The sequence below is a fragment of the Polaribacter porphyrae genome (assembly GCF_002954685.1).
Lineage (GTDB): Bacteria > Bacteroidota > Bacteroidia > Flavobacteriales > Flavobacteriaceae > Polaribacter > Polaribacter porphyrae.
In genome coordinates, this window is sequence record NZ_MSCN01000001.1 from 1,412,784 (window position 1) to 1,436,246 (window position 23,463).

A 23,463-nucleotide genomic window follows, 5' to 3' on the forward strand; every position below is an offset into this window, starting at 1 on the left:
TAGTTGTAGTTTATTAAGAAATAAAAATCTATCCCCCCACAGAGTTTTATTTATTTTTTGGGATATTTTTAATTATATAATTTATGCCAAAGGATAAAATTAAAAAAAGTTCATCAGAGAGAATATATAAACTAATGTACACCATTTGTTTATTAACTGCTGGTTTGGCTTTTATCTGTTTTTTCATCGGATTATTGTTAGGGCTTACAACTTTTGCTCTTTATCATTTAGTAACAGTTTTTATTTATTTCTACTGTGCATATATTTCTAAAAAAGGTAATATATATGTTTCTAGATTAATCTTTTTTATTCTTTTAAATCTTGGAATAGTGTCAACAGCATCCTATATAGGTAGGGCTGGTGCAGTAGAATATATGTTTGTATATTCTTTGGCATTGCCTTTTTCTGTTTTCTCTTTTAAAAGAGAAAAAATATATGTGTATTTCTTCTCTTGTTTATCTGGTTTACTTTGGATTATTTTAGCAATTACAGATTTTAAATTGTTTACAAGTACTCCTATAGATATTTCTGTTGCAGAAACCTATATTTATCCAATTTCAATTTTTTGCACTTTCGGTATTGTTGCTGTTCAATTGTATTATTTTTCAGTTTTAAGCTTAAAGTACTACAAACAAATTCACCTTAAAAAACAAAAAGCTTTAGAAGCATCATTAGCAAAATCGAAGTTTTTAAGCACAATGAGTCATGAAATTAGAACTCCTTTAAATGCAGTAATAGGTTTATCACACATTCTAGGGAATAATGACCCTAGAAAAGATCAAATAGAAAATATTGAAGCCTTAAATTATTCAGGTAAAACTCTTTTAAATTTATTAAATAATGTACTAGATTTCAGTAAAATGCAATCTACAAATATTGAACTAGATAATATTCCTACAAATATTATATCAACTGTAAAACAAATTCAGAAAATACATAAAAACGCTTGTAAACGAAGAAACACAATTCTTGAAATAGATATTGATGAAAGTATCCCTTTTGTTTGGTTAGATGTTGTACGTTTTAATCAAGTAATAAATAATCTAATTTCAAATGCCATAAAATTTACTGATGATGGTACAGTTACTTTAATTATAAAAAAAATGAAGGAAACTGAAGAAAAAGTTACTTTACATTTAGCTGTAAAAGACACAGGTATTGGTATTCCGAAAAATAAGCAGAAAACAATATGGAAAGCTTTTGAACAAGCTTCAAACACCACAAATCGCATTTATGGAGGTACTGGTTTAGGATTACCCATTGTTAAGAGCATTTTAGAAGTAATGCATTCTAAAGTAAAAATAGAAAGTGAATATGGAAAAGGAAGTACTTTTTCTTTTGATTTAGAACTCAAAAAAGCTGATGATAAGAAAGAAGAAATATTAATTACTGAAAAAAAAGAACACAATTTAGCTAATAAAAAAGTGCTTTTAGTAGATGACAACCTTATTAATGTTATGGTTGGTAAACAAATTTTAGAAAAGGAAAAAATTCTTGTTAATGTTGCAAATGACGGTTTATCTGCTCTAAACAAATGTAAAGAAAATGAATTTGATATCGTTTTAATGGACATACAAATGCCAGTTATGGATGGCTATACAGCCACTAAAGAGATTAGAAAATTTAATACTAAAATGCCTGTACTTGCACTATCTGCAAATGTTTTTATCGAAATAAAAGATAAAATTGAAGAATGTGGAATGGATGGTTTTATTTTTAAACCTTTTACCCCTGAAGATTTAATAAACCAAATTGAAAAATATACAAGTAACTCATAAAATGTCAGAAAATAATAGAAGAAAGTTTGCAGAAAGGAGAATTAAGGTAATTTACCTTACTTCTTTGGTTAGTTTTGTTACCACTTTTTTGAGCTTTATATTAGTTACTATTTTCGGTAATGCAGAAGTAAGTTACTTTATACTTTTTAGTTCTATTGTATTTTTAACTACAACTATACTATCTAAAAACGAAATGGCACAAAAAGCTAGAGTAATTTTTTTAGTGATGTTTAATCTATTAATTACATTTTTATCATCCCTTTTAGGTAAAGAAGCTAGTGTAGATTTCTTCTTTATTTTTGCAATTGGCTTGCCCTTTGCTTTCTTTTCTTTTAGTAGAGAACTATGTAAAATTATTATATTCTGCTCACTTCCATTTTTATTTTGGTTGTTGCTTTATTTTACAAAATTTAGACCTATTATAGATCTTGACATCCATAACTCTTTATATATTAGCAATATTGTTTATCATATCTCTATAACAACTACACTGCTTTTAGTAGTATTTCAATTAATTTATTATTCCTACATAAATGCACGTTTAAACCAAGATGCACATCATACAAAAGAGGAAGCAATTAATGCCTCTGATGCCAAATCGTACTTTTTAAGTACAATGAGTCATGAAATTAGAACCCCGCTAAATGCAGTAATTGGGTTGTCTCATATTTTAGGAAATGATAATCCTAGAAAAGATCAAGTTCAAAATATTGAAGCATTAAATTATTCAGGTAAAATATTACTAAACCTTTTAAACAATGTACTTGATTTTAGCAAAATGCAATCTTCAAAAATTGATTTAGATGAAATTCCTACAGATTTATCTAAAGCCATAAAACAGATAAAAAAAATACACGAAGCCAGTTGTTTCCAAAAAGGTATTACAATGAATTTAGAGATTGATGAAGATATTCCTATGGTTTGGCTAGATATTGTACGTTTTAACCAAGTGATAAATAATTTAGTTTCTAATGCAATTAAATTTACAAAAAAAGGAAGTGTAACTTTAAGAATAAGAAAAATTAATCTAAAAGATGAAAAAGTAGTACTATTAACCGAAATTATTGATACTGGCATTGGAATTCCTGAAGACAAACAAGATACAATTTGGGAAGCCTTTACTCAAGCATCAAGCACTACAAACCGTTTATATGGTGGTACTGGTTTAGGATTACCTATTGTAAAGAATATTGTTGAAGCAATGGATTCTGATATACATATAGATAGTAAACCCAACAAAGGAAGCCGTTTTTATTTTAACATTGAACTAAAAATTGCTACTCTAGAAGATTTACGTGAAACCGAATACAAAAAAGAATATAATTTTAAAGGTAAAAAAGTATTATTGGTAGAAGATAACCAAATTAATGTAATGGTTTGTAAGCAGATTTTAGAAAAAGTAAAACTAGATGTAGCTGTTGCTTATGATGGATTAGAAGCTGTAAATATGGTAAAAGAAAATTATTATGATATTATACTTATGGATATTCAAATGCCTGTTATGGATGGTTATAAAGCATCAAAAGAAATACGAAAATTTAATAAGTATATTCCAATTTTAGCACTATCAGCCTCTGTTTTTATGGAGGTAAAAAATAAGATTATAGAAAGTGGTATGAATGGTTTTATTTTTAAACCTTTTGATGTTGATGATTTACTGAATCAAATAGAAAAGTTTACCTTAAACAAATAATTATTTTTTAGTATATTTAGGAAATAGCAATCAAAAAATGTCAGAATTTTCCCCTAGACGTATTCGTATAATATCCGCAATTACAACCATCACTTTTTTTATTGCGTTATCTTGTGCTATTATTGCTTATTTTTTAGAAATTCAAGATTTAATTTACTTTCATATTATTTCTTCACTAGTTTACCTAGCTATTATTTTTCTTGCAAAAAAAGGTAATTTAAGAATTTCAAGATTTCTTTATTTTATTACATTAAATACAGGCATAATTACAACTGCATCTTATATTGGTCAAGAAGGTGGAGTCGAATTTATGTTAATGTATGCACTAGCTTTACCTTTTTTAACATTCTCTTTTAAAAGAGAAAAACATTATATTTTTTCACTATCCCTTTTCTCTATTCTATTTTGGATTTTATTATACGTAACAGATTTTAACCTAATCACAGATTTTAAAATTGATCAAAATATAGCTAGTAGAACTATTTATCCTATTTCAATTGTTGCTACATTATGTTTAGTAACTTTTCAGTTAATTTATTTTTCTTATCAGAATGCTCAACATTTTTCAAATATTCATTATAATAAAGATGAAGCTTTAGAAGCATCAACAGCAAAATCGAAGTTTTTGAGTACTATGAGTCATGAAATTAGAACACCACTAAATGCAATTATTGGTTTATCTCATATTTTAGGCGACAATAAGCCTAAACAAGATCAAATAGAAAATATAGAAGCACTGAATTATTCTGGTAAAATTTTATTAAATCTACTCAACAATGTGTTAGATTTTAGTAAAATGCAGTCAACTAAAATTGAGCTTGATGAAATACCAACAGATTTATCTTTAGCTACAAAACAAATCAAAAAAATTCATGAAAACTCTTGTTTAAAAAAAGGCATTGAAATGAATTTGTTTATTGATGATGACATCCCTTCTGTTAAATTAGATATTGTACGTTTTAATCAAGTTATCAATAATTTAGTTACCAATGCTATTAAATTTACAGATAAAGGAAGCGTAACTTTAAAAATTGAAAAACTGCATCAAACAGAAAAAGAAATAACGCTAAAAACAGAAGTAACAGATACAGGTATTGGTATTGCAAAAGATAAACAAAAAACTATTTGGGAACCTTTTACACAAGCCTCTTCTTCTACAAATAGGTTATATGGAGGTACAGGTTTAGGATTACCCATAGTTAAAAACATTATAAATACAATGAATTCTGATGTTTTTATAGAAAGTGATATTAACAAAGGATCTAAATTTTATTTTACACTCCAATTAAAAATAGCATCAACAGTTGCCTTAAAAAAAGAAAAAACTAAAAAGTCACATAACTTTGATGGTAAAAAACTACTGATTGTAGAAGATAACTTAATTAATGTAATGGTTGGTAAACAGATTCTAGAAAAAGTAAATTTTAAAGTAGATGTTGCCAATGATGGTTTACAAGCAGTACACAAAATAAAAGAAAATAATTATGATATTGTATTAATGGATATTCAAATGCCTGTTATGGATGGTTATACAGCAACAAAAGAGATCAGAAAATTTAACACTAATATTCCAATTTTAGCACTATCAGCATCAGTATTTATGGAGGTAAAAGATAAAATTAATGAATGTGGAATGAATGGTTTTATTTTTAAACCTTTTGAGCCTCAAGATTTATTGAATCAAATCAATGAAACTATAAGTAAAAAATAGAAAATTTAATCATGGAAACTTTTTCTAAAAGACGAGTTAGACTTGTATTTACATTAACTTTTGTAAATATTGGTTTTGCTATACTTTGTACTATAGTTTCTCATTATTACGATTTTATTTGGCTACGCAATTATAATGCTATAAATATTTTTGCTTATGTACTTGCATCTTATTTAGCCATTCAAAAAAAATTGCTACCTGCCAGAATTATTTATCTGCTAACAAGTAATATTGGGTTAGCTGTTATTTCGTCATTTGTTGGTAAATCTGGTAGTGTTGAGTTTGTTTATTTATTTAATATTGGTTTGCCTTTTATTCTATTTTCTTTTAGAAGAGAAAGAGTTTATGTTATCTTATTCACTTTACTACCTCTTTTTCTTTGGGCGCTTTTATTTATAACTGACTTTAATCTTTTTGCAACAAAAAAACTAAATCCCATAACAGCAAGAGAGGTAATTTATCCAATGGCAATTGCAAGTAGTATTTCTTTGGTGCTTTTTCAACTTGTGTATTTCTGTATTTTAAATGCAAAATATTACGAAAAAATTCATCAAAAAAAACTTGAAGCTATAGAAGCTTCAAATGCAAAATCTCAATTTTTAAGCACTATGAGTCATGAGATTAGAACACCTCTAAATGCTGTTATTGGTTTATCGCATATTTTGGGCGATAATAATCCTAGAAAGGATCAAATAGAAAATATTAATGCACTTAATTATTCTGGTAAAATATTATTAAACCTACTCAATAATGTGTTAGATTTTAGTAAAATGCAATCTACAACAATTGAGTTAGATGAAGTACCCACAGATATTTCGATAGCTACCAAACAGATAAAAAAAATACACGAAGCTACTTGCTTAAAAAAAGGTGTAAAAATGAATCTTTATATAGATGATAATATACCCATAGTGTGGCTAGATATAGTTCGTTTTAATCAAGTGATAAATAATTTGGTAACTAATGCTATAAAGTTTACTGATAAAGGCAGTGTAACTTTAAAAATTAAAAAACAACAAGAAACAAAAACACATATAAAACTACTCACAGAAGTAATAGATACTGGTATTGGCATCCCAAAAGATAAACATGAAGCAATTTGGCAAGCGTTTACCCAAGCATCGTCAACTACAAATCGTTTATATGGTGGTACAGGTTTGGGGCTACCTATTGTAAAAAGTATTATAGAAACAATGAAATCCGATATAAAAATTGATAGTGAAGTAGGCAAAGGAAGTCGTTTTTATTTTACTATCAATTTAAAAATTGCATCAGATAAAGAAATGCATAAAACCATTGAAAAAAGAGATTACAAATTTAATAAGAACAAAGTTCTAATGGTGGAAGACAATCTTATTAATGTAATGGTTGGTAAACAAATTTTAGAGAAAGAGAATTTAATTGTTGATGTTGCTAATGATGGTTTACAAGCTGTAAATATGGTAACAGAAAACACTTACGATATTATTTTAATGGACATACAAATGCCAATTATGGATGGCTATACAGCAGCATTAGAAATTAGAAAATTTAACTCAAAAATTCCAATTTTAGCTCTTTCTGCATCAGTTTTTATGGAAGTAAAAGATAAAATAAACGCAAGTGGAATGAATGGTTTTATATTTAAACCCTTTGATCCTGATGATCTATTAACTCAAATTGAAAATGCTATTAAAAATTAAAATTCTATTTCTTATCAAAATGATAATGTATTTGCTTTATAATTGAACCTTTTAGCATCCCTTTTATCATAAAACAATTAACTTCGCAATTCATAAGTTTAAGAACTTAAAAAAAAGAAATTGATGGAAAACAAATTCAATATAGCTGTACTTATTGATGGTGATAATGCACAACCAAAAATTATTAAAGAAATATTAGAAGAAGTTTCTAAATATGGTAAAGCAACCATTAGACGTATTTACGGAGATTGGACATCGCAACAAATGAATAGTTGGAAAGCCATTATCAATCAACATTCAATTAGTCCTATTCAAAAATTTGCCTACACAACTGGAAAAAATTCAACAGATAGCTCAATGATTATAGATGCTATGGATATTTTACACGGAAAAAATATTGAAGGTTTCTGTATTGTTTCTAGTGATAGCGATTATACTGGTTTGGCTAAAAGAATACGTGAAGAAGGTTTATATGTAATGGGAATTGGAGAGAAAAAAACCCCAGAAGCTTTTGTAAAATCTTGTGAAGTGTTCACGTATACAGAAAATTTAAAAAATGATGAGGAAGAGGAAGAAGAGGAAACTATAACCAAAAAAAGTAAAACCAAACCTACTAAAAAGGTAACTCCTGAAAAAGTATGGATTTCTAAAGACGACTGGAAAACAATTCATAAAGCTTTTGATATTTCTACTAATGAAGATGATGTTGCTTTTATATCAACTTTAGGATTAAATATTAGAAAAATCGATCCAAGTTTTGACCCCAGAAGTTATGGCTTTAAAAATCTGACTAAACTCTTTCAAAATATTGATAAGTTTGAAGTGATTAAAAAAGAAATTGGAGGTTCAATTCAGCCACTTTTAAAAATAAAATAAAATTTACAAACACAAAAAAAGCTCTCGAAATTCGAGAGCTTTTTTACTTGTATTTAGACTTAAAATCTAAAAACTAGATATTTTCTGCTAACCAATCTCCAACTTCAGAAGTTCCGTAAGCTTTTCCTCCATCTGCTAAATCCTCTGTAACAATACCTTTGTTTAAGGCTTCATTTACAGCATCTCTAATTGCTTTTCCTTCTGCTTGTAAACCAAAGTTTTCAAACATCATTGCTGCAGATAAAACTGTAGCCATAGGATTTGCAATATTTAATCCTGTTGCTTGTGGATAAGAACCGTGAATTGGTTCAAATAAGCCAATATCAGCACCTAAAGAAGCACTTGGCATTAATCCCATAGAACCAGAAATTACTGAAGCTTCATCAGTTAAAATGTCTCCAAATAAATTTTCAGTGATTAAAACATCATAACTATTTGGCCATTGAACCAAACGCATTGCTACTGCATCTACAAACTCATAAGCAACCTCAACTTCTGGATAATCTTTTTCCATGGCTTGTACAGTTTCTCTCCATAAACGTGAAGTTTCTAAAACATTGGCTTTATCTACACAACATAATTTCTTGCCACGTGTCATTGCCAATTCAAAACCTTTTTTGGCTAATCTTTGTACTTCAGCTCTTGTGTATACACAATTGTCAAAAGCAGTTTCTCCTTCTTCTCTTCTACCCTTTTCACCAAAGTAAATTCCTCCAGTTAATTCACGTAAAAAAACCAAATCAGTTCCTTCTATTCTTTCTCTTTTTAAAGGAGATTTATCTAACAAAGAAGGAAATGTAAATGTTGGTCTAACATTGGCAAACAATCCTAATTTTTTACGCATTTTTAACAAGCCTTGTTCTGGACGAACTTTTGCAGAAGGATCATTATCAAAACGTGGATGTCCAATGGCGCCAAATAAAACAGCATCAGAAGAAGCACAAATTTCGTGTGTTTCATCAGGATAAGGTTCTCCAACTGCATCAATAGCAGCAGCACCTGTTAAAGCAGGTCTCCAATTAATTTCGTGATTGAACTTTTTTGCAATTGCATTAGATACTTTTACTGCTTGGTCTATTACTTCAGGACCAATTCCATCTCCTGCTAATAAGGCTATGTTTAATTTCATTTTGTTGTTTGTTTTTAATATGTCATTGCGAGTTTACAAAGCAATCTGTTTATTAATAAAAAGATTCCTTCAGTCATTCTTCCTTCGGAATGACAACGCCTAAATTATATTCAACATTTTCTCTGTGGCTTTAATTGCAGATACTGTTTGATCTGAATCTAAACCACGTGTAATAAATTCTTTTTCTTTTCTTTTCCAAGTAATAATAGTTTCACACAATGCATCAGAATGACTTCCAGGAGGAATACGAACTCCATAATCGATTAAATCTGGTAAATCTTTTTTACTGTGAGTTTTGTACAATTTACGCAATGCATTCATAAAAGCATCAAATTGTCCATCACCTTGTGCGTGCGCTTCATATTGAACACCTTCTACTCTTAATTGTAAGGTAGTTGAAGGCTTCATTCCTTTTGCGTGACCTAATACATAGTTTTCAACAACTACACGTTTTTCTATGGTATCACTATCTAAAACATCAGAAATGATATATGGCAAATCTTCTTGAGATACGACTTCTTTCTTGTCTCCCAATTCAATAATTCGTTGGGTCACTTTTTTGAGTTCATCATCATTTAAACTCAAACCTAAATCTTGTAAATTCTTTTGAATATTCGCTTTTCCTGATGTTTTTCCTAGTGCATATTTACGTTTTCTACCAAAACGTTCTGGCATTAAATCGTTAAAATAGAGATTCTTCTTATTATCTCCATCTGCATGAATCCCAGCTGTTTGTGTAAAAACATTTGCTCCAACAACAGGTTTATTTACGGGAATTCTAAATCCTGAAAACGTTTCTACTAACTTACTAACTTTGTTTAAAGCTGTTTCGTTAACATCAACTTTTACATCCATTAAAAAGTCATTAATGACTGCAATAACACTTGCCATTGGTGCATTTCCTGCACGTTCACCCATCCCATTTATGGTTAAATGCAAACCATTAACACCCGCTTTTACAGCTTCCATAACATTGGCCACACCTAAATCGTAATCATTATGTCCGTGAAAATCGATATGTGTATTCGGATATCTTTCTCTAACTTCTTGGATGAAATTAGCAGTTTCTGTATGTGTTAGAACACCTAAAGTATCTGGCAATAAAATACGTTCTACTTTTTGAGTTGTTAAAAAGTCCAGATATTCAAAAACATAGTCTTTTGAGTTTCGCATTCCATTAGACCAATCTTCTAAATATACATTGGTTTTAATGTTGTTTTTTGCAGCTAACTCAATATTGGCTTTGATATCAGCAAAATGTTGTGCTGGTGTTTTTTTAAGTTGATGTGTTAAGTGATTTAAAGAACCTTTGGTTAATAAATTCTGAACTTTTGCTCCTGCTTCTAGCATCCAATCAATAGATTTTCCACCATCAACAAAAGTTAACACTTCAATTTTATCTAAAAAATTGTTTTCTAAAGCCCAAGAAGTAATTTTTTGTACAGCTTGTAATTCACCTTCAGAAACTCTTGCAGAAGCAATTTCTAAACGATCTACTTTTAATTCTTCAAGTAATAATTTAGCAATTGTTAATTTTTCAGAAACTGAAAACGACACTCCTGATGTTTGTTCTCCATCACGAAGTGTAGTATCCATTATTTCAATTTTTCTTTGGGTCATTTTTTAGTTTATGAATTCCCTTTTGCAAAGGAATGACATTGTTTTGTCATTACGAGGATGCTAAGACGAAGTAATCTCTTCTTATTTAATTAAGATTGCTTCATTTCATTCGCAATGACAGTTTCTAAAAAGGTCTTGTTGTTGCGAATTCAGCGATTTCGCCTTCAATGTTTTTTAAATAATCAATATCATCAAAACCATTTAACATGTTTTCTTTTTTGTATGAATTGATTTTAAAAGATTCAGATTCTCCTGTTGCTACTAAAGTTACTGTTTGATTTGGTAAATCAACTTTTATCTCCGTTTTTGGGTCTGCCATAATTGCCGCAAATAAAGTATCTGCAAATTGTGGTGAAACCTGTACAGGTAAAACCCCAACATTTAAACAGTTATTCTTAAAGATGTCTGCAAATGCCGATGAAATTACACAGCGTAAACCAAAATCGTACACAGACCAAGCTGCGTGCTCTCTAGAAGAACCAGAACCAAAGTTTCTACCTCCTACTAAAATTTTAGAACCTGCATAAATTTCTTTGTTTAAAGGAAAATCTGCTTTTGGTGTTCCATCTTGATTGAATCTCCAATCACGGAAAAAATTGATATCAAAATCTTTACGCTCTGTCGCTTTTAAGAAACGTGCAGGAATGATTTGATCTGTATCTACATTCTCTGTTGGTAACGGATATGCTGTACTTGTTAATACATTAAATTTATCGTAAGCCATTTTTAATTTGCTTTATGCTTTTAGCTCTATGCTGTAAGCAATTTTTATATTTAATAAGTTGCTTAAGGCTTAAAGCCTATGCTTATTGCTATTTATACTAATAAAGTTCTTGGATCTGTTACTTTCCCTTCTACTGCAGATGCTGCTGCTACTAAAGGACTTGCTAATAACGTTCTTGATCCTGGACCTTGTCTTCCTTCAAAGTTTCTGTTTGATGTGGAAACCGATAATTTTCCTGCTGGAATTTTATCATCATTCATAGCCAAACACGCTGAACAACCTGGTTCTCTTAACACAAAACCTGCATTATCAATTATCTTATCTAAACCTTCTGCTTTAATTTGATCTACTACTTTGTGTGAACCTGGAACTAACCAAGCAGTTACGTTATCTGCTTTTTTACGTCCTTCTACAATAGAACAAAATGCTCTAAAATCTTCAATACGTCCATTTGTACAAGAACCTAGGAAAACAAAGTCGATTTCTTTACCAATCATAGCATCACCTTCGCTAAAAGACATATAACCTAATGATTTTTTGTACGTCTCTACTCCACCTTCTACAGCTTCTGCATTTGGAATCGATTTTGTAACACCAATTCCCATTCCTGGATTTGTACCATATGTAATCATTGGCTCAATATCTGCTGCATCATAATTAAATTCCGCATCAAAGCTTGCTCCTTCATCAGTATATAAGGTTTCCCAATAGGTCATTGCCTTATCCCAATCTGCTCCTTTAGGCGTTTGAGAACGACCTTTTAAATATTCGAACGTTTTTGCATCAGGTGCAATCATACCTCCTCTTGCGCCCATTTCTATAGACAAATTACAAACTGTCATTCGTCCTTCCATAGTCATATCTTCAAAAACATCACCTGCATATTCTACAAAATATCCAGTTGCTCCAGAAGTTGTTTGTTGCGAAATAATATATAAAGCCACATCTTTTGGTGTAACTCCCAAACCTAATTTTCCGTTTACGTTAATACGCATCGATTTTGGTTTTGGTTGCATAATACATTGTGTAGACAATACCATTTCTACTTCACTTGTTCCAATTCCGAATGCAATAGCACCAAAAGCTCCATGGGTTGATGTATGTGAATCTCCACAAACAATAGTTGCTCCAGGTAACGTAATTCCGTTTTCTGGACCTACTACGTGTACAATTCCGTTGTTTTTATCTCCTAAACCCCAGTGCGAAATACCATATTTAGCAGCATTATTTTCTAATGCATCTAACTGATTTGCAGACAATGGGTCTGCCACTGGTAAATGTTGATTTATAGTTGGTGTGTTATGATCTGCAGTTGCGAATGTACGCTCTGGATATACCACACTGTTTCCTCTACTTTCTAATCCTAAAAAGGCTACAGGACTTGTAACTTCGTGGATAAAATGACGGTCTATAAAAAACACATCTGGCCCATCTTTTACAGAACGTACCACGTGCGAATCCCATACTTTGTCAAATAATGTTTTTGCCATTTTTCTTGCTGTTTATTGATATGATTAAGTATCAGCTATCAAAAGTAAACTTTATTTGAGATTTTAGGCGTGATTGAACGTTTTACTCAATGATTTTCAACCTTTAAATTATGATTTATATTATTGACAAACAGCATTTTAACTTGTTTCAAAATACGATGTCTATTGATTTTGTAGGATATTGATTTTATTACCAAAAAAACAATACAAACTAACAATGTCATTCTGAGCTTGTCGAAGAATCTCTTTTTTAATGCTCTCTTTCTTTTCCATTCATGAATACTGAATCAGATTCAGTAAAGGCTTCAACAAAAATCTAGACTGATTTTATTTTTCTGAAATTTTACTTTCTATTTAGTTCTCCAATCAAGTTGAGGACAAGCTTTGGGCACTCGCCATTCTATAAAATTTTAAAATAGGTCATTAAAATTTAATATTTATAAATTAGTTATAAATACCTAATGATGAAACATTTGTTTTTTGTATATTTAAAACATAATTCTTCTTTTTTGCTATGAAGGAATTTCTAAAATACTTGTCGTACAGTCTTAAAATAATTAACTTTTTAAGACTAAAATGAATTTAATTTAAAATGTATAATCAATTTTAAAAAAATGTTAGATCAATCATTCTCATTAAAAAATTTTAGAATACTTCTTGATGTTGAAAACAGAAAAGGACGTTATTTAGAAGATAAAGTTTTTTTTGATTCAGATATTTTTAAAAAATCAAGAGAAGTTTCAGATTTAATAATCGAAAAAAATAAAGAAATCAGGGAAGAGTCTAATAAAGTAAAATCAATTCAAAAAATTGAAGAAAGAGATTACACTAAATTAGATAAATTAAATCTAGAGAAAGATAATCTTAAAACAACTAGAGAAAAAGAACTTGAAGATATTTTAATTGAGATAGCAAAAAAAACAGATGTAGAAGATTATAAATTGAAAATAAAAAAAGGTCAAATAAAATGGGGAAGTCAATTGTACGAGATTGAACATAATCCTGAAAATTATTTAGTCTCAAAACAGTTGCAGAGAAATATTTATAAAACATTTAAAGTTAAACAAGCAAACCGTAAAGTAATAATCGATCAGTTAAGAATATTACTCAATGATGGATTTCCTAAAATAATTATCAGAACCGATATTGAAAAATTCTATGAATCTATTCCACATAATGAGCTTTTATCCAAAATTGAAGAAAATAGTTTATTGAGTTATCATTCAAAAAAAATCATAAGACGTGTTTTAAATCAGTATTGGAAAATATTAATACAAGATGGAACAAAATCTATTACAGATAAACGTGTTGGAATCCCTAGAGGTATTGGTTTTAGTGCTTATTTAGCAGAGTTATATTTAAGAGGATTTGATAATAAAGTTAAGTCTTTAAGAAACGTAACATATTACACTAGATATGTTGATGATATCATCGTAATAATTACGCCTAATCATCGAAAAGAAATAAAGAAGATTTTGTCTTACAAAAATGAAATTAAAAATATTTTATTAAATACAACTAGTCTAAACATAAATATTAGTAAAACAACTACTTATAAACTTACATTAGAAAATAAAGAAAGAAAAAATGCAATAACTTACGAATTAACATATTTAGGCTATAAATTTAACATTAGATACCTTAGGAATGAAGAAAAAAATAAAGATGGTATTACTATTAGAAGTTTCATAACTAAAGGACAACTTCAGGTATTTATGTCAGATAACAAATTACAAAGATATAAGAACAAAATTGACAAAAGTTTTATAGAATATTTAATAATGATTACTAAATATTCTAATCAAAAAAATGCTACTGAAAGAATGTTGTTAAAAAGAATTAAGTTTCTGACTAATAACCATAAATTAAAAAGTAGAAAAAGTAACGTATTTATAGGAGTTTATTTTTCAAATCAATTTTTAAGTAACCCCTTATTAGATCTTATTGAATTAGATAAATATTTAAAGCATAAAATATTAAGTTTACCTAATACAACAAGCGAAAATCTTTTAGAAAAGTTAAATACTTTTTCATTTGAAAACGGATTCAAAACAAGAAATATAGTAAGGTTTAATCCTAAATCTTTCAAGAATGGAAAAATGGTTAAAATTTGGAAAAGCTTATAAAAATGAGAAAAAAAATTCCTATCACATATACTAAAGAACGAGTTGTTTTATCTGATGTTTTACCTTATGAAACTCCAGTTACATTTTCTAATAGATATTTTTATAAATATTTATTAAAAAGTTTAAAAAGTGAATCTAATCAAAAATATAAAGGTAAACACAATAAAGCTCAATCTGAAATTGAATCTATATTATTTGGAGTTAAAAACAAGACTAAACCATTTCATTTTAATATTACTTATAAACAAAATGATTTTAGAGAATTAAGTATAATTCATACTGTTAGCCAAAGGAAAATGGTAGCTTTTTATGAAAAATATAAAAATCTAATTATTTACTATTCTTCATTAAGTCCTTTTTCAATTAGAAAACCTTCTAAAGTCGCTAACTTCACGTTTTACAATGATATACTTCATAAAAGGAATGAAGACAAAGACTTACAACACTCTCAAATTGAACAAGATGATAATGAATATGAAAATTTAAAATCTTTTTTTACTTACAGAAAATACAGTAATATTCATAAATTTTATGAATCCTATCAATTTCATAGAAGTGAAAAAAAGTATAACAAACTACTTAAGATAGATGTAACAAAATGCTTCGATAGCATATACACGCATACACTTCCTTGGGCATTATTAAATAAAAATATTGTTAAAACAAATATTAACTCATTGGAATCTACTTTTGGTGGAGAATTTGACATTTTAATGCAAGACTTAAATGCAAATGAAACAAATGGAATAATTATTGGTCCAGAATTTTCAAGAATATTTGCAGAATTAATTTTACAACAAATTGATATTGATATTTTTGAAAAACTTAAAGAAAATGATATTGATGGTAAAAAATTAATTCATAAAGTTGACTATGAAATATTTAGATATGTTGATGATTTTTTTATTTTCTATAATAAAGATTCAGATATAGAAAGAATTAAAGAAACATTCAAATTGTCTCTGAAAGCTTATAAAATGTATTTAAATGACAAAAAATCAATATTATACTATAAACCAATTATTACTGAAATAAGTATTGCCAAACAAAAAATTAATGACCTCTTTAATAATCATTTAATACTTAAAGAGAAAGATAATATTATTGAAAGTGAAGTTGCAGAGCCTATTTTGTACTTTAGTTCTAACAATGTCATAACACGTTTCAAATCAATTATTAAAGAATCTGAAATTGAGTATATAGATGTGATGAATTATACTTTAGCTGTTCTTGATAACAAAATTGAAGGATTAATTAAAAAATATAAAAAATTTGATAATGAAACTTCTATAAAAATTCAGAAAGAATTTGAAAAAGGTTTTTTAGAAATTTTAGATGTAACATTTTTCCTTTATTCTGTATCTCCAAAAGTTAATTCTACTATTAAAGTTTGTTTAATCATTGATAAAATTACTAGTTTTTTAAAGAAGAATAAAACTAATAAATATACAGAGCCATTTACAGCTAATAATAAACATAATATTTTAAAAAAAATATCTGATGAAATAAACTTAATTCTGCACAAAAACAAAAGTAAAAAAGAAACACAAATTGAAACACTCTATTTACTCATAGCTTTAAGTCAACTAGGTAGAGAATATAGATTAAATATTAAAGTTTTATGTTCATATTTTAATATAACATTAGAAAAAAATAGTACTATTCAATTTAATTCAGAATTAAACTACTTTTCAATTACAGTCTTATTATTTTATATAAAAAACAAAAAAATTTATCAACCTATTTTAGTGGAATTAAAAAACATAATTTTAGAAAAATTTAAAAATGGAAAAATTAATGGTTGGAAAGATGACACTGAATTAGTACTTTTATTTTTTGATATCTTAAGTTGTCCATATTTAGAAATTAAACTCGATAGGATTGAAAAAAATGAACTTACTGCAAACATTAAAGAAGTTTATGAAAAATTAATTACAAGAGCATTTAATTTAGATGATTACTTAAATAGTTTAAAGAAAAGTATTGATAAATTTGCTGATTACAAACCATTAAAAAAAATTGACAAAAATTTATATCATAGTTTACTTAAAAATTTCAGGAAATACTCTGAAGAACTAACAAAAGATGAAAAATCAAATACTAGTATTTATCAATGTGAAGAGAATTTAGTTACTTCTATTTTAAATTTTAAAACTGGGTTTGAAAAAAAAGTTGACAAAAATGCATATAAAATAAAACTTTTGAAAGAATTAGATATTAAAGGAAATAAAAAAATACTCATAGAACAAGAAAAATTTTGGTTCACAAAATGGACAGATTTTGATTTCGGTTTGGAATTACAAGCTAAAAGAAGCCAAGAAGTATATTAAAAAATTACCATAACTGACAGTCAGCAATGACAACACACACAAATGGTTTTTATGTTACTCTACAGCAGAGGATATAAAGTTAAGGAAAGTAGTTTGAGTCAGGGACTACTTTTATTTTTTTGTTTTTTAAAACTACATTATCTTTGATACTATCAAACGATAGTATCAAAATAAAAAATATTTCCAAAAATTTTAAAAATCTTTCTGTAGTTTCTAATAGAGGTGTTGCTCAAAATATTTTAATAAAAGCTGGAGAAAAGAATAAAACAGTTTATAAAATTAACTAGAGATTGCTTCGTAAACTCGCAATGACGTTAACTCCGAATTCGATTAGCTTCAGTAATCAAAGCTGTTTTTGCGGCTGAAGCATCACTAGATAAAGTAGTACCAATTAAGTTTGAGTTTTCATAAGCATCAGAAGATAAATTATAGAGTTCTTCTGTTCCATCATCAAACCTTATGTATTTATAAGTCGCGTTTCTAATAGTGTATGCATCTTCTTTTTCTGAATACACATAGTCTCTTTTCGTTGCATTTTCATCCGTTAGTAAATCATAAAAACTTTGACTATTATGTATCGAAGCTGAACTTACACCAGCAATATTTGCAATTGTGGTATATAAATCTGTCGAATTTATGAGTGTAGATTCTCTAACGCCCATTCTATTTACACCAACACCAGAAACTGCCATAGGCACATTTATGCCTCCTTGATATAAAGTTCCTTTTACAGTTCTTCTACTGTAAGGAGATTGTGCTACTTGATTTGGTGTACCATTATCACCAATAAAAATAATGACAGTATTTGCTTTTTCTTCATCAGACATACTGTTGATTAATCTCCCCATTTCAGAATCTAAAGCCTCCAAAGCAGATAAATAATAAGGTAATGGATTTGCATCTATTGAGGCATCGTCTGTAGGTAAATTTCCTTGAGAATGTAAATCTGTTGGTGCTAAATGAAATGGTGTGTGTGGTGCTGTGTACCCCATCCATAAAAACCAAGGTTTGGTTTGTGCGTTTTTCCAATCTATAGCTAAATCTGTTAATTTAGTGGTCATATAGGTTGTGTTTGTTGTGCTTATTCCATTTTCAATTAGAGGCCAACTGTAGTAATCTTGTACACCACCTTTAGAAATTCCTGCAAAATGATTTACTCCCATATTTTCAGCATCATTGGTATCATTTGAAATATGCCATTTCCCAAAAATTGCTGTTGCATAAGCATTATTAGTATTGTCTGAAATATATTTTTGTAAGATTGTTTCTGATGAAGATATTTCGTCATTTACTTCTATTACTCCATTATTTATTCCATACTTTCCTGTAATGATTGATGCTCTTGTAGGAGAACAAACTGAATACGCCCAAGCATTATCAAAAGTAATTCCACTACTCATTAATCCCTGCAAATTTGGCATATTTGCTTTAATACTACCTTCTGTATAATTGGGAATTGCGTCTTTGCTTACATCATCTGCAATAACTAACAAAATATTGGGTTTCGTTATTGTTACAGGAGTATCTGGTGTATCATCTACATCATCTTCAATATTTTCTGTGGATGAACTACAACTTTGTAAAATTAATGTAAACAATAAAGTGATGAAAAAATAACGCTTCATGGAGTTGAATTTCTTCTTTGACCCTATATTTTAATAATAGTTTAATTTTGGTTGATTTTATTTGTAACAAAAACCATAAATTGGTCGTCTAAAATATAGAATCATTTTAGCTACCAACCATGAAAAAACTTCTCTATACTTTACTTGCTGTAATTTTATTAACTAGTTGTACATCACAAAAAAACTCCGAAGAATTTATAAAAGCTACAGAAGGACGTTATTTATTTAATGCAAATGAAGTTATTGAAATCTATTTTGAGGATGGCATTATGCATGCAAAATGGCGTGGAAATGATGATATAGAATTGTTGAAAATTAACGATAGTTCTTTCTATATGAAAGAGTTGAATGAAAAAATGCTTTTTGTTAGCGAACCAAAAATGCATATTAAATTAGCAAAAAAAACAGAGCATAAAGATGTAAAATATCATTTCAAAAAAATGAATGCTGATGAAAAAACACCAAGCGAATATTTTAAAGCAAAAGAATTTGACAAAGCATTAATCGCTTTTAAAAAAATTCAAAAAGAAGATTCTTTAAATCCTGTAATTAGACAATGGACTATAAATAGACTTGGTTATAATTTTATTAGAAATGATAATTTTGACTCTGCTCTAGAGGTTTTTAAAATAAATGCAGCCCTATACCCAAAAAGCTCTAATGTTTTTAATAGTTTAGGAGAAATCTATTATTTAAAAAAAGATACAGTTAATGCAATTGATAATTTTAAAAAATCTTTAGCAATCAATCCAGAAAACAGAAATTCGAAACGTTTTATTAAAAAGCTAACTAAAAATAAATGACTTTAGAGAAGTTAAAATATCCAATAGGAAAAGTAAATTTACCAGAACACATTACCAAGAAAAATCTTGAAGATTGGATTTCTGATATAGAGCGTTTTCCTCATGAATTGGAATTTTTAGTTCGTGAATTATCAGACAAGCAGTTAGACACTCCTTACAGACCTGAAGGATGGTCAGTAAGACAAGTAATACATCATTGTTATGATAGCCATTCTAATTCTTATATCCGTTTTAAATGGGCTTTAACAGAAAATGCTCCAATAATAAAAGCGTATTTTGAAGATAGATGGGCAGAAATTTTTGACTCCAAATCAGCACCAGTTTTTTTATCTATTGATGGTTTAAAAGCACTACACTCTAAATGGGTTTACTTGTTAAAAAACCTCTCTGATAAAGATTTAGAGCACTATTTTATACATCCAGAAACTAAAGCAAAAGTTACGCTTAAAGAAAATATTGGTATTTATGCTTGGCATTGTCAGCATCATTATGCACATATTGAGCAATTGATAATTCGCGAAAACTGGAAATAAGCAAGTTTATTACATCAATATATAAATTTGAGTATATAGAGATATTATTTGTTTTTTTGAATATAGATAACATTAGTTAACACTTGTTAACTTTTCTTTTTCTAAAAATACTCATATCTTTCAGTTTTAATAATCAAATATGAAAACCGCTCAAGAATATTTTGATGAATATGCAGTTAGTCATCAAAATGAAACCAACCAAACTATACATTATATCTGTGTTCCATTAATATTTTTTAGTGTTATTGGTTTGTTGATGTCTATTCCCACAACTTTTTTAGAAAACACTTTAGGATTATACAACCCTTTAGTAGAAAATTGGGCTGCAGTAGTAACAGTCTTTATTTCTGTATTCTATATACGCCTTGGTTTCTGGTATTTTACAGAAATGTTATTTGTAATTCTTCTCTGTATTATTGGTAATTTTTGGTTAGGAAATAATACAAATCTTCTCTTTACATCAATTATTATTTTTGTTTTGGCTTGGATAGGTCAGTTTTATGGACATAAAGTTGAGGGTGCTAAACCATCATTTTTAAAAGATTTAGAGTTTTTATTGATTGGCCCTTTATGGGTGATTCAAAAATTGGGTAAAAAGTAAGAAGTTGGAAGGGATAAAAATACTCGTCATTACAAACAAAGTGAAGCAATCTCTTAATAAAAAGATACTTCATTAGCACCTCATTCGTAATGAGAAATACATAATAATAACATGAAACAAGAAATCACATTTGAGGATTTTACAAAGATTGATATCAGAATTGGAACTATTATCGAAGTCAACGATTTTCCAAAAGCCAGAAAACCTGCCTATCAACTAAAAATAGATTTTGGAGGTTTAGGAATTAAAAAATCCAGTGCACAAATTAAAGATTTGTACAGCAAAGAAGACTTACTAAACAGACAAGTTTCTGCAATCGTAAACTTTAAATCTAGGCAAATTGCGAACTTTTTAAGTGAAGTTTTGGTTTTAGGAGTTTATAATTCTGATAATAAAGTGGTATTGTTACAAGCATCAAAACAAATAAAAAACGGAGAACAGATTTCTTAAAAAAATATGGCTTAAAGTTTGCTATAACTTTTGTAAATCAATCTTATCTTATGAAAAAAATTACAACACTTCTATTTATTTGTTTGTCCACATTTGTTTTATCACAATCAAAAGAATTCACAGTTCTAGATGCATCTACCAAAAAACCTATTGATTTAGCACAAATTTTATATCCTGCTTTAGAGATTGGTAGTGTAACTAATAGTGATGGAAAAATAAAAATCCCTTTAAGAAAAAATAAGATTGTAGTATCTCATATCAATTACCAAGAAAAAGAATTCCTATATTCAGATTTTATCAAAAAAGACACTTTATATCTTACTCCCAATACAAATGAACTTGATGAAATTGTAGTATATAATGTAAATTTATTAAAAAAAGTAGTCAACGTTTTAGAGAATACATACCTCAAAGAATATTCAACTAAAAAAGCCATACACAATAGCACATATAAAGAAACCTTTAGCATCAACGATTCTTTATCTAGACTTTTTCAAGTACAATTAAATTGGTGGAGTAAAAACAGTTTATTCAAAGGAAATAAAGCTATAGATAAGCAAAATAAAATACATTTAGAATCTGTTGATTATTCAAAAATTAACAAGATAAATAAAAACCAAATTAGCTCTAATGGTGCTTACGTAGAAAACAGAATTTTCTTTCAATTTGCTCATTTAAACTTTCTTTTATCTATGTTTAAAGATTTGGCTTATGATGTTGAAATTAATTCGATCGAAAAAAATGAAACGTCTAACAAAGTATATTTTGATGCTGTTTTTAGACAAAAAGGAAAACTTGTTTTTACGCATAAAAATAGTTTACTAGTTTTTGATAATGAATATAAACATGTAAAACATCTAAAATTTAATATGATGTATGATGAAGATTTTGAAGATGATATTTCTGAAACCTCAAAAATACCTTATAAGAAAAAAATGACAAAACATACTTTAGAGTTATCTTTTAAAAATCTAAAAAACAACAAGCTATCTTTAAGTTATTATATCTCTGAAATTCATGCAGTACTAAAAACAAAACAGTTTACAGATAAAGTGGTTTCTAAACAAAGTTTATTTATTGGTGAAAGTAATTTTGGTAAAAAGTTAAGAAAAGATGTGATTAATTTTTATCAACCATTTTTTAAAAATATAGAAAGTGATCAAAAAAATACTGATGTAAAGATACTCTTGACAGAAAAAGAGACAAAATTTCTCGAATCTAAAAGTTAATTTTTAGGGTTATTCAATATTACCAAAGCCCCAATAACTCCAGGAATCCATCCACAAAGCGTTAATAATAAAATAATAAAGAAAGAGCCACAACCTTTATCAATCACAGAAAGTGGAGGAAAAATTATAGCAAAAAGCACTCTAAAAAAGCTCATTTATACAAATTAGTTGGTTTTATAAATAAGACGTTTTAGGTTTGTTTTTGTTACAAAAAAGTCCATATTTTTATGGATAAAGTTTTAGAATTATAATTTATAATCTTTTATATATTTGATTTAATAATTCATTATAATTTCTTTCTTATAAGTTGAAATTTTGAAAATATTTTAAATTCTATTTGTTATATACTTATGTAGGCAGTAGTTTTTAAATTTTTATTCCAATTCCTATTTTAATAAAACTTAAATTTTCGTTATAATAAACTAACTCACTTTTATTATACATAATGTAGTCATATTGTAAATGCAAAAATAATTTTTCAGTAAATAAATATCTTATTCCAGCATTGAAATTAATTCCGCTGTAAGTTTTTCCTTTTCCATTTTCTGTTGAATTAAAATCAAAAGCATAACCTAAACCAGTTATAAAATCAAGCTTTCCATTTTCAATTAACTTTATTTTCCCAAATACTTTTGGTTGAAATATATAATGATTTCTTGTGAATTTTGTAAAACTGTCATCTACTTTAAATTTCAATAATGTTGTATTAATTCCGACACCAAAATTAATTTTTTTATTTTCTGTTAAATTATATTTAACTCCTAAATCTACAATTCCATTAAAGTCTATAAAATCTAAATCATTTCCTTTTTCACTTATTAAAATTGGATAACTTAATTCAATACTAAATTTCGAATTTTGAGAGAATGAGTTAATTGAAATTACTAATACTATTAATAGGATTTTCTTATTCATACTTTTATTTATTTTCTAAATTTTGTTTAATTTTTTATTTCTGCTAATTTTCAATTTTTCCCTAACTAAATTTTCCCTCATTATGGTTTTTTTTTGAGGTTAGTGTGGAATTACCTACAACTCGTTATAAGTAAGTTTTATTAACGAT

Annotated in this window: 20 protein-coding genes; 13 read left to right on the top strand and 7 right to left on the bottom strand. The window is 27.8% G+C overall.

The window, feature by feature from the left end:
- Positions 1 to 83: 83 nt before the first annotated feature.
- The 5 genes from BTO18_RS06325 to BTO18_RS06345 all read left to right on the top strand — a co-directional run bounded on the left by BTO18_RS06325 (position 84) and on the right by BTO18_RS06345 (position 7,740).
- A complete protein-coding gene (locus BTO18_RS06325) occupies positions 84 to 1,778 on the top strand; it encodes a response regulator (protein WP_105015420.1) in 1,695 nt (564 codons plus the stop codon).
- Positions 1,753 to 3,471: a response regulator gene (locus BTO18_RS06330; RefSeq protein ID WP_226789129.1), complete on the top strand. Its 1,719-nt coding sequence runs from the start codon at positions 1,753 to 1,755 to the stop codon at positions 3,469 to 3,471. Before BTO18_RS06325 ends, BTO18_RS06330 begins: the two co-directional genes overlap by 26 nt.
- Before the next feature lie 37 nt (positions 3,472 to 3,508).
- Positions 3,509 to 5,182: a response regulator gene (locus tag BTO18_RS06335; protein ID WP_105015421.1), complete on the top strand. Its 1,674-nt coding sequence runs from the start codon at positions 3,509 to 3,511 to the stop codon at positions 5,180 to 5,182.
- A gap of 11 nt (positions 5,183 to 5,193) precedes the next feature.
- Positions 5,194 to 6,864, top strand: a complete 1,671-nt coding sequence (locus tag BTO18_RS06340; RefSeq protein ID WP_105015422.1) for an ATP-binding protein — start codon at positions 5,194 to 5,196, stop codon at positions 6,862 to 6,864.
- Positions 6,865 to 6,984: 120 nt separating this feature from the next.
- The gene (locus BTO18_RS06345; protein ID WP_105015423.1) at positions 6,985 to 7,740 is read left to right on the top strand and encodes an NYN domain-containing protein; all 756 of its coding nucleotides are present in this window, start codon (positions 6,985 to 6,987) and stop codon (positions 7,738 to 7,740) included.
- Positions 7,741 to 7,813: 73 nt separating this feature from the next.
- Here the strand turns inward: BTO18_RS06345 and leuB are convergent, their stop codons facing one another.
- The 4 genes from leuB to leuC form a co-directional block, all read right to left on the bottom strand.
- On the bottom strand, positions 7,814 to 8,869 hold the full coding sequence (gene leuB / locus BTO18_RS06350) for a 3-isopropylmalate dehydrogenase (protein WP_105015424.1): 1,056 nt from the start codon (positions 8,867 to 8,869) through the stop codon (positions 7,814 to 7,816).
- Between the two features lie 99 nt (positions 8,870 to 8,968).
- Positions 8,969 to 10,489 carry a hydroxymethylglutaryl-CoA lyase-like TIM-barrel protein gene (locus BTO18_RS06355; protein WP_105015425.1) on the bottom strand — a complete coding sequence of 507 codons (1,521 nt, stop codon included), beginning with the start codon at positions 10,487 to 10,489 and terminating at the stop codon, positions 8,969 to 8,971.
- A gap of 124 nt (positions 10,490 to 10,613) precedes the next feature.
- Positions 10,614 to 11,213, bottom strand: a complete 600-nt coding sequence (gene leuD / locus BTO18_RS06360; RefSeq protein WP_105015426.1) for a 3-isopropylmalate dehydratase small subunit — start codon at positions 11,211 to 11,213, stop codon at positions 10,614 to 10,616.
- Positions 11,214 to 11,305: 92 nt separating this feature from the next.
- A complete protein-coding gene (leuC, locus tag BTO18_RS06365; RefSeq protein ID WP_105015427.1) occupies positions 11,306 to 12,703 on the bottom strand; it encodes a 3-isopropylmalate dehydratase large subunit in 1,398 nt (465 codons plus the stop codon).
- A gap of 614 nt (positions 12,704 to 13,317) precedes the next feature.
- On the opposite strand from leuC, the gene drt3a reads away from it, so the two are divergent.
- The 3 genes from drt3a to BTO18_RS17605 all read left to right on the top strand — a co-directional run bounded on the left by drt3a (position 13,318) and on the right by BTO18_RS17605 (position 17,446).
- Positions 13,318 to 14,829 (top strand): antiviral reverse transcriptase Drt3a, encoded by a 1,512-nt coding sequence (gene drt3a / locus BTO18_RS06370; RefSeq protein ID WP_105015428.1) that lies wholly within the window; start codon positions 13,318 to 13,320, stop codon positions 14,827 to 14,829.
- Between the two features lie 2 nt (positions 14,830 to 14,831).
- Positions 14,832 to 17,159 (top strand): antiviral reverse transcriptase Drt3b, encoded by a 2,328-nt coding sequence (gene drt3b / locus BTO18_RS06375; protein WP_105015429.1) that lies wholly within the window; start codon positions 14,832 to 14,834, stop codon positions 17,157 to 17,159.
- A gap of 143 nt (positions 17,160 to 17,302) precedes the next feature.
- Positions 17,303 to 17,446 carry a hypothetical protein gene (locus BTO18_RS17605; RefSeq protein WP_170063240.1) on the top strand — a complete coding sequence of 48 codons (144 nt, stop codon included), beginning with the start codon at positions 17,303 to 17,305 and terminating at the stop codon, positions 17,444 to 17,446.
- A gap of 27 nt (positions 17,447 to 17,473) precedes the next feature.
- Here BTO18_RS17605 and BTO18_RS06380 read toward each other — a convergent pair whose 3' ends face one another.
- A complete protein-coding gene (locus tag BTO18_RS06380) occupies positions 17,474 to 18,784 on the bottom strand; it encodes a sulfatase-like hydrolase/transferase (RefSeq protein ID WP_105015430.1) in 1,311 nt (436 codons plus the stop codon).
- Positions 18,785 to 18,903: 119 nt separating this feature from the next.
- Between BTO18_RS06380 and BTO18_RS06385 the strand changes: the two genes are divergently transcribed.
- From BTO18_RS06385 to BTO18_RS06405, 5 genes are all read left to right on the top strand, one after another.
- Positions 18,904 to 19,587 carry a tetratricopeptide repeat protein gene (locus BTO18_RS06385; protein WP_105015431.1) on the top strand — a complete coding sequence of 228 codons (684 nt, stop codon included), beginning with the start codon at positions 18,904 to 18,906 and terminating at the stop codon, positions 19,585 to 19,587.
- Positions 19,584 to 20,120 carry a YfiT family bacillithiol transferase gene (locus BTO18_RS06390; RefSeq protein WP_105015432.1) on the top strand — a complete coding sequence of 179 codons (537 nt, stop codon included), beginning with the start codon at positions 19,584 to 19,586 and terminating at the stop codon, positions 20,118 to 20,120. The genes BTO18_RS06385 and BTO18_RS06390 overlap by 4 nt, the downstream gene beginning before the upstream one ends.
- Before the next feature lie 139 nt (positions 20,121 to 20,259).
- Positions 20,260 to 20,721 (top strand): Mpo1 family 2-hydroxy fatty acid dioxygenase, encoded by a 462-nt coding sequence (locus BTO18_RS06395; protein WP_105015433.1) that lies wholly within the window; start codon positions 20,260 to 20,262, stop codon positions 20,719 to 20,721.
- A 111-nt stretch (positions 20,722 to 20,832) separates the two neighbouring features.
- Positions 20,833 to 21,171 (top strand): tRNA-binding protein, encoded by a 339-nt coding sequence (locus BTO18_RS06400; RefSeq protein WP_105015434.1) that lies wholly within the window; start codon positions 20,833 to 20,835, stop codon positions 21,169 to 21,171.
- A gap of 50 nt (positions 21,172 to 21,221) precedes the next feature.
- Positions 21,222 to 22,400, top strand: a complete 1,179-nt coding sequence (locus BTO18_RS06405) for a carboxypeptidase-like regulatory domain-containing protein (protein WP_105015435.1) — start codon at positions 21,222 to 21,224, stop codon at positions 22,398 to 22,400.
- Here BTO18_RS06405 and BTO18_RS06410 read toward each other — a convergent pair.
- The gene (locus BTO18_RS06410; protein WP_105015436.1) at positions 22,397 to 22,555 is read right to left on the bottom strand and encodes a YqaE/Pmp3 family membrane protein; all 159 of its coding nucleotides are present in this window, start codon (positions 22,553 to 22,555) and stop codon (positions 22,397 to 22,399) included. The genes BTO18_RS06405 and BTO18_RS06410 overlap by 4 nt on opposite strands.
- 211 nt (positions 22,556 to 22,766) lie before the next feature.
- Positions 22,767 to 23,315: an outer membrane beta-barrel protein gene (locus BTO18_RS06415; protein WP_105015437.1), complete on the bottom strand. Its 549-nt coding sequence runs from the start codon at positions 23,313 to 23,315 to the stop codon at positions 22,767 to 22,769.
- Positions 23,316 to 23,463: the final 148 nt, after the last annotated feature.

What these genes read in the sequence shown, in the direction of transcription:
- BTO18_RS06325 (WP_105015420.1), top strand. Translation starts at nt 84, where the DNA reads ATGCCAAAGGATAAAATTAAAAAAAGTTCATCAGAGAGAATATATAAA.
- BTO18_RS06335 (WP_105015421.1), top strand. Translation starts at nt 3,509, where the DNA reads ATGTCAGAATTTTCCCCTAGACGTATTCGTATAATATCCGCAATTACA.
- BTO18_RS06340 (WP_105015422.1), top strand. Translation starts at nt 5,194, where the DNA reads ATGGAAACTTTTTCTAAAAGACGAGTTAGACTTGTATTTACATTAACT.
- leuB (WP_105015424.1), bottom strand. Translation starts at nt 8,869, where the DNA reads ATGAAATTAAACATAGCCTTATTAGCAGGAGATGGAATTGGTCCTGAA.
- BTO18_RS06355 (WP_105015425.1), bottom strand. Translation starts at nt 10,489, where the DNA reads ATGACCCAAAGAAAAATTGAAATAATGGATACTACACTTCGTGATGGA.
- leuD (WP_105015426.1), bottom strand. Translation starts at nt 11,213, where the DNA reads ATGGCTTACGATAAATTTAATGTATTAACAAGTACAGCATATCCGTTA.
- leuC (WP_105015427.1), bottom strand. Translation starts at nt 12,703, where the DNA reads ATGGCAAAAACATTATTTGACAAAGTATGGGATTCGCACGTGGTACGT.
- drt3a (WP_105015428.1), top strand. Translation starts at nt 13,318, where the DNA reads ATGTTAGATCAATCATTCTCATTAAAAAATTTTAGAATACTTCTTGAT.
- drt3b (WP_105015429.1), top strand. Translation starts at nt 14,832, where the DNA reads ATGAGAAAAAAAATTCCTATCACATATACTAAAGAACGAGTTGTTTTA.
- BTO18_RS06380 (WP_105015430.1), bottom strand. Translation starts at nt 18,784, where the DNA reads ATGAAGCGTTATTTTTTCATCACTTTATTGTTTACATTAATTTTACAA.
- BTO18_RS06385 (WP_105015431.1), top strand. Translation starts at nt 18,904, where the DNA reads ATGAAAAAACTTCTCTATACTTTACTTGCTGTAATTTTATTAACTAGT.
- BTO18_RS06390 (WP_105015432.1), top strand. Translation starts at nt 19,584, where the DNA reads ATGACTTTAGAGAAGTTAAAATATCCAATAGGAAAAGTAAATTTACCA.
- BTO18_RS06395 (WP_105015433.1), top strand. Translation starts at nt 20,260, where the DNA reads ATGAAAACCGCTCAAGAATATTTTGATGAATATGCAGTTAGTCATCAA.
- BTO18_RS06400 (WP_105015434.1), top strand. Translation starts at nt 20,833, where the DNA reads ATGAAACAAGAAATCACATTTGAGGATTTTACAAAGATTGATATCAGA.
- BTO18_RS06405 (WP_105015435.1), top strand. Translation starts at nt 21,222, where the DNA reads ATGAAAAAAATTACAACACTTCTATTTATTTGTTTGTCCACATTTGTT.
- BTO18_RS06410 (WP_105015436.1), bottom strand. Translation starts at nt 22,555, where the DNA reads ATGAGCTTTTTTAGAGTGCTTTTTGCTATAATTTTTCCTCCACTTTCT.
- BTO18_RS06415 (WP_105015437.1), bottom strand. Translation starts at nt 23,315, where the DNA reads ATGAATAAGAAAATCCTATTAATAGTATTAGTAATTTCAATTAACTCA.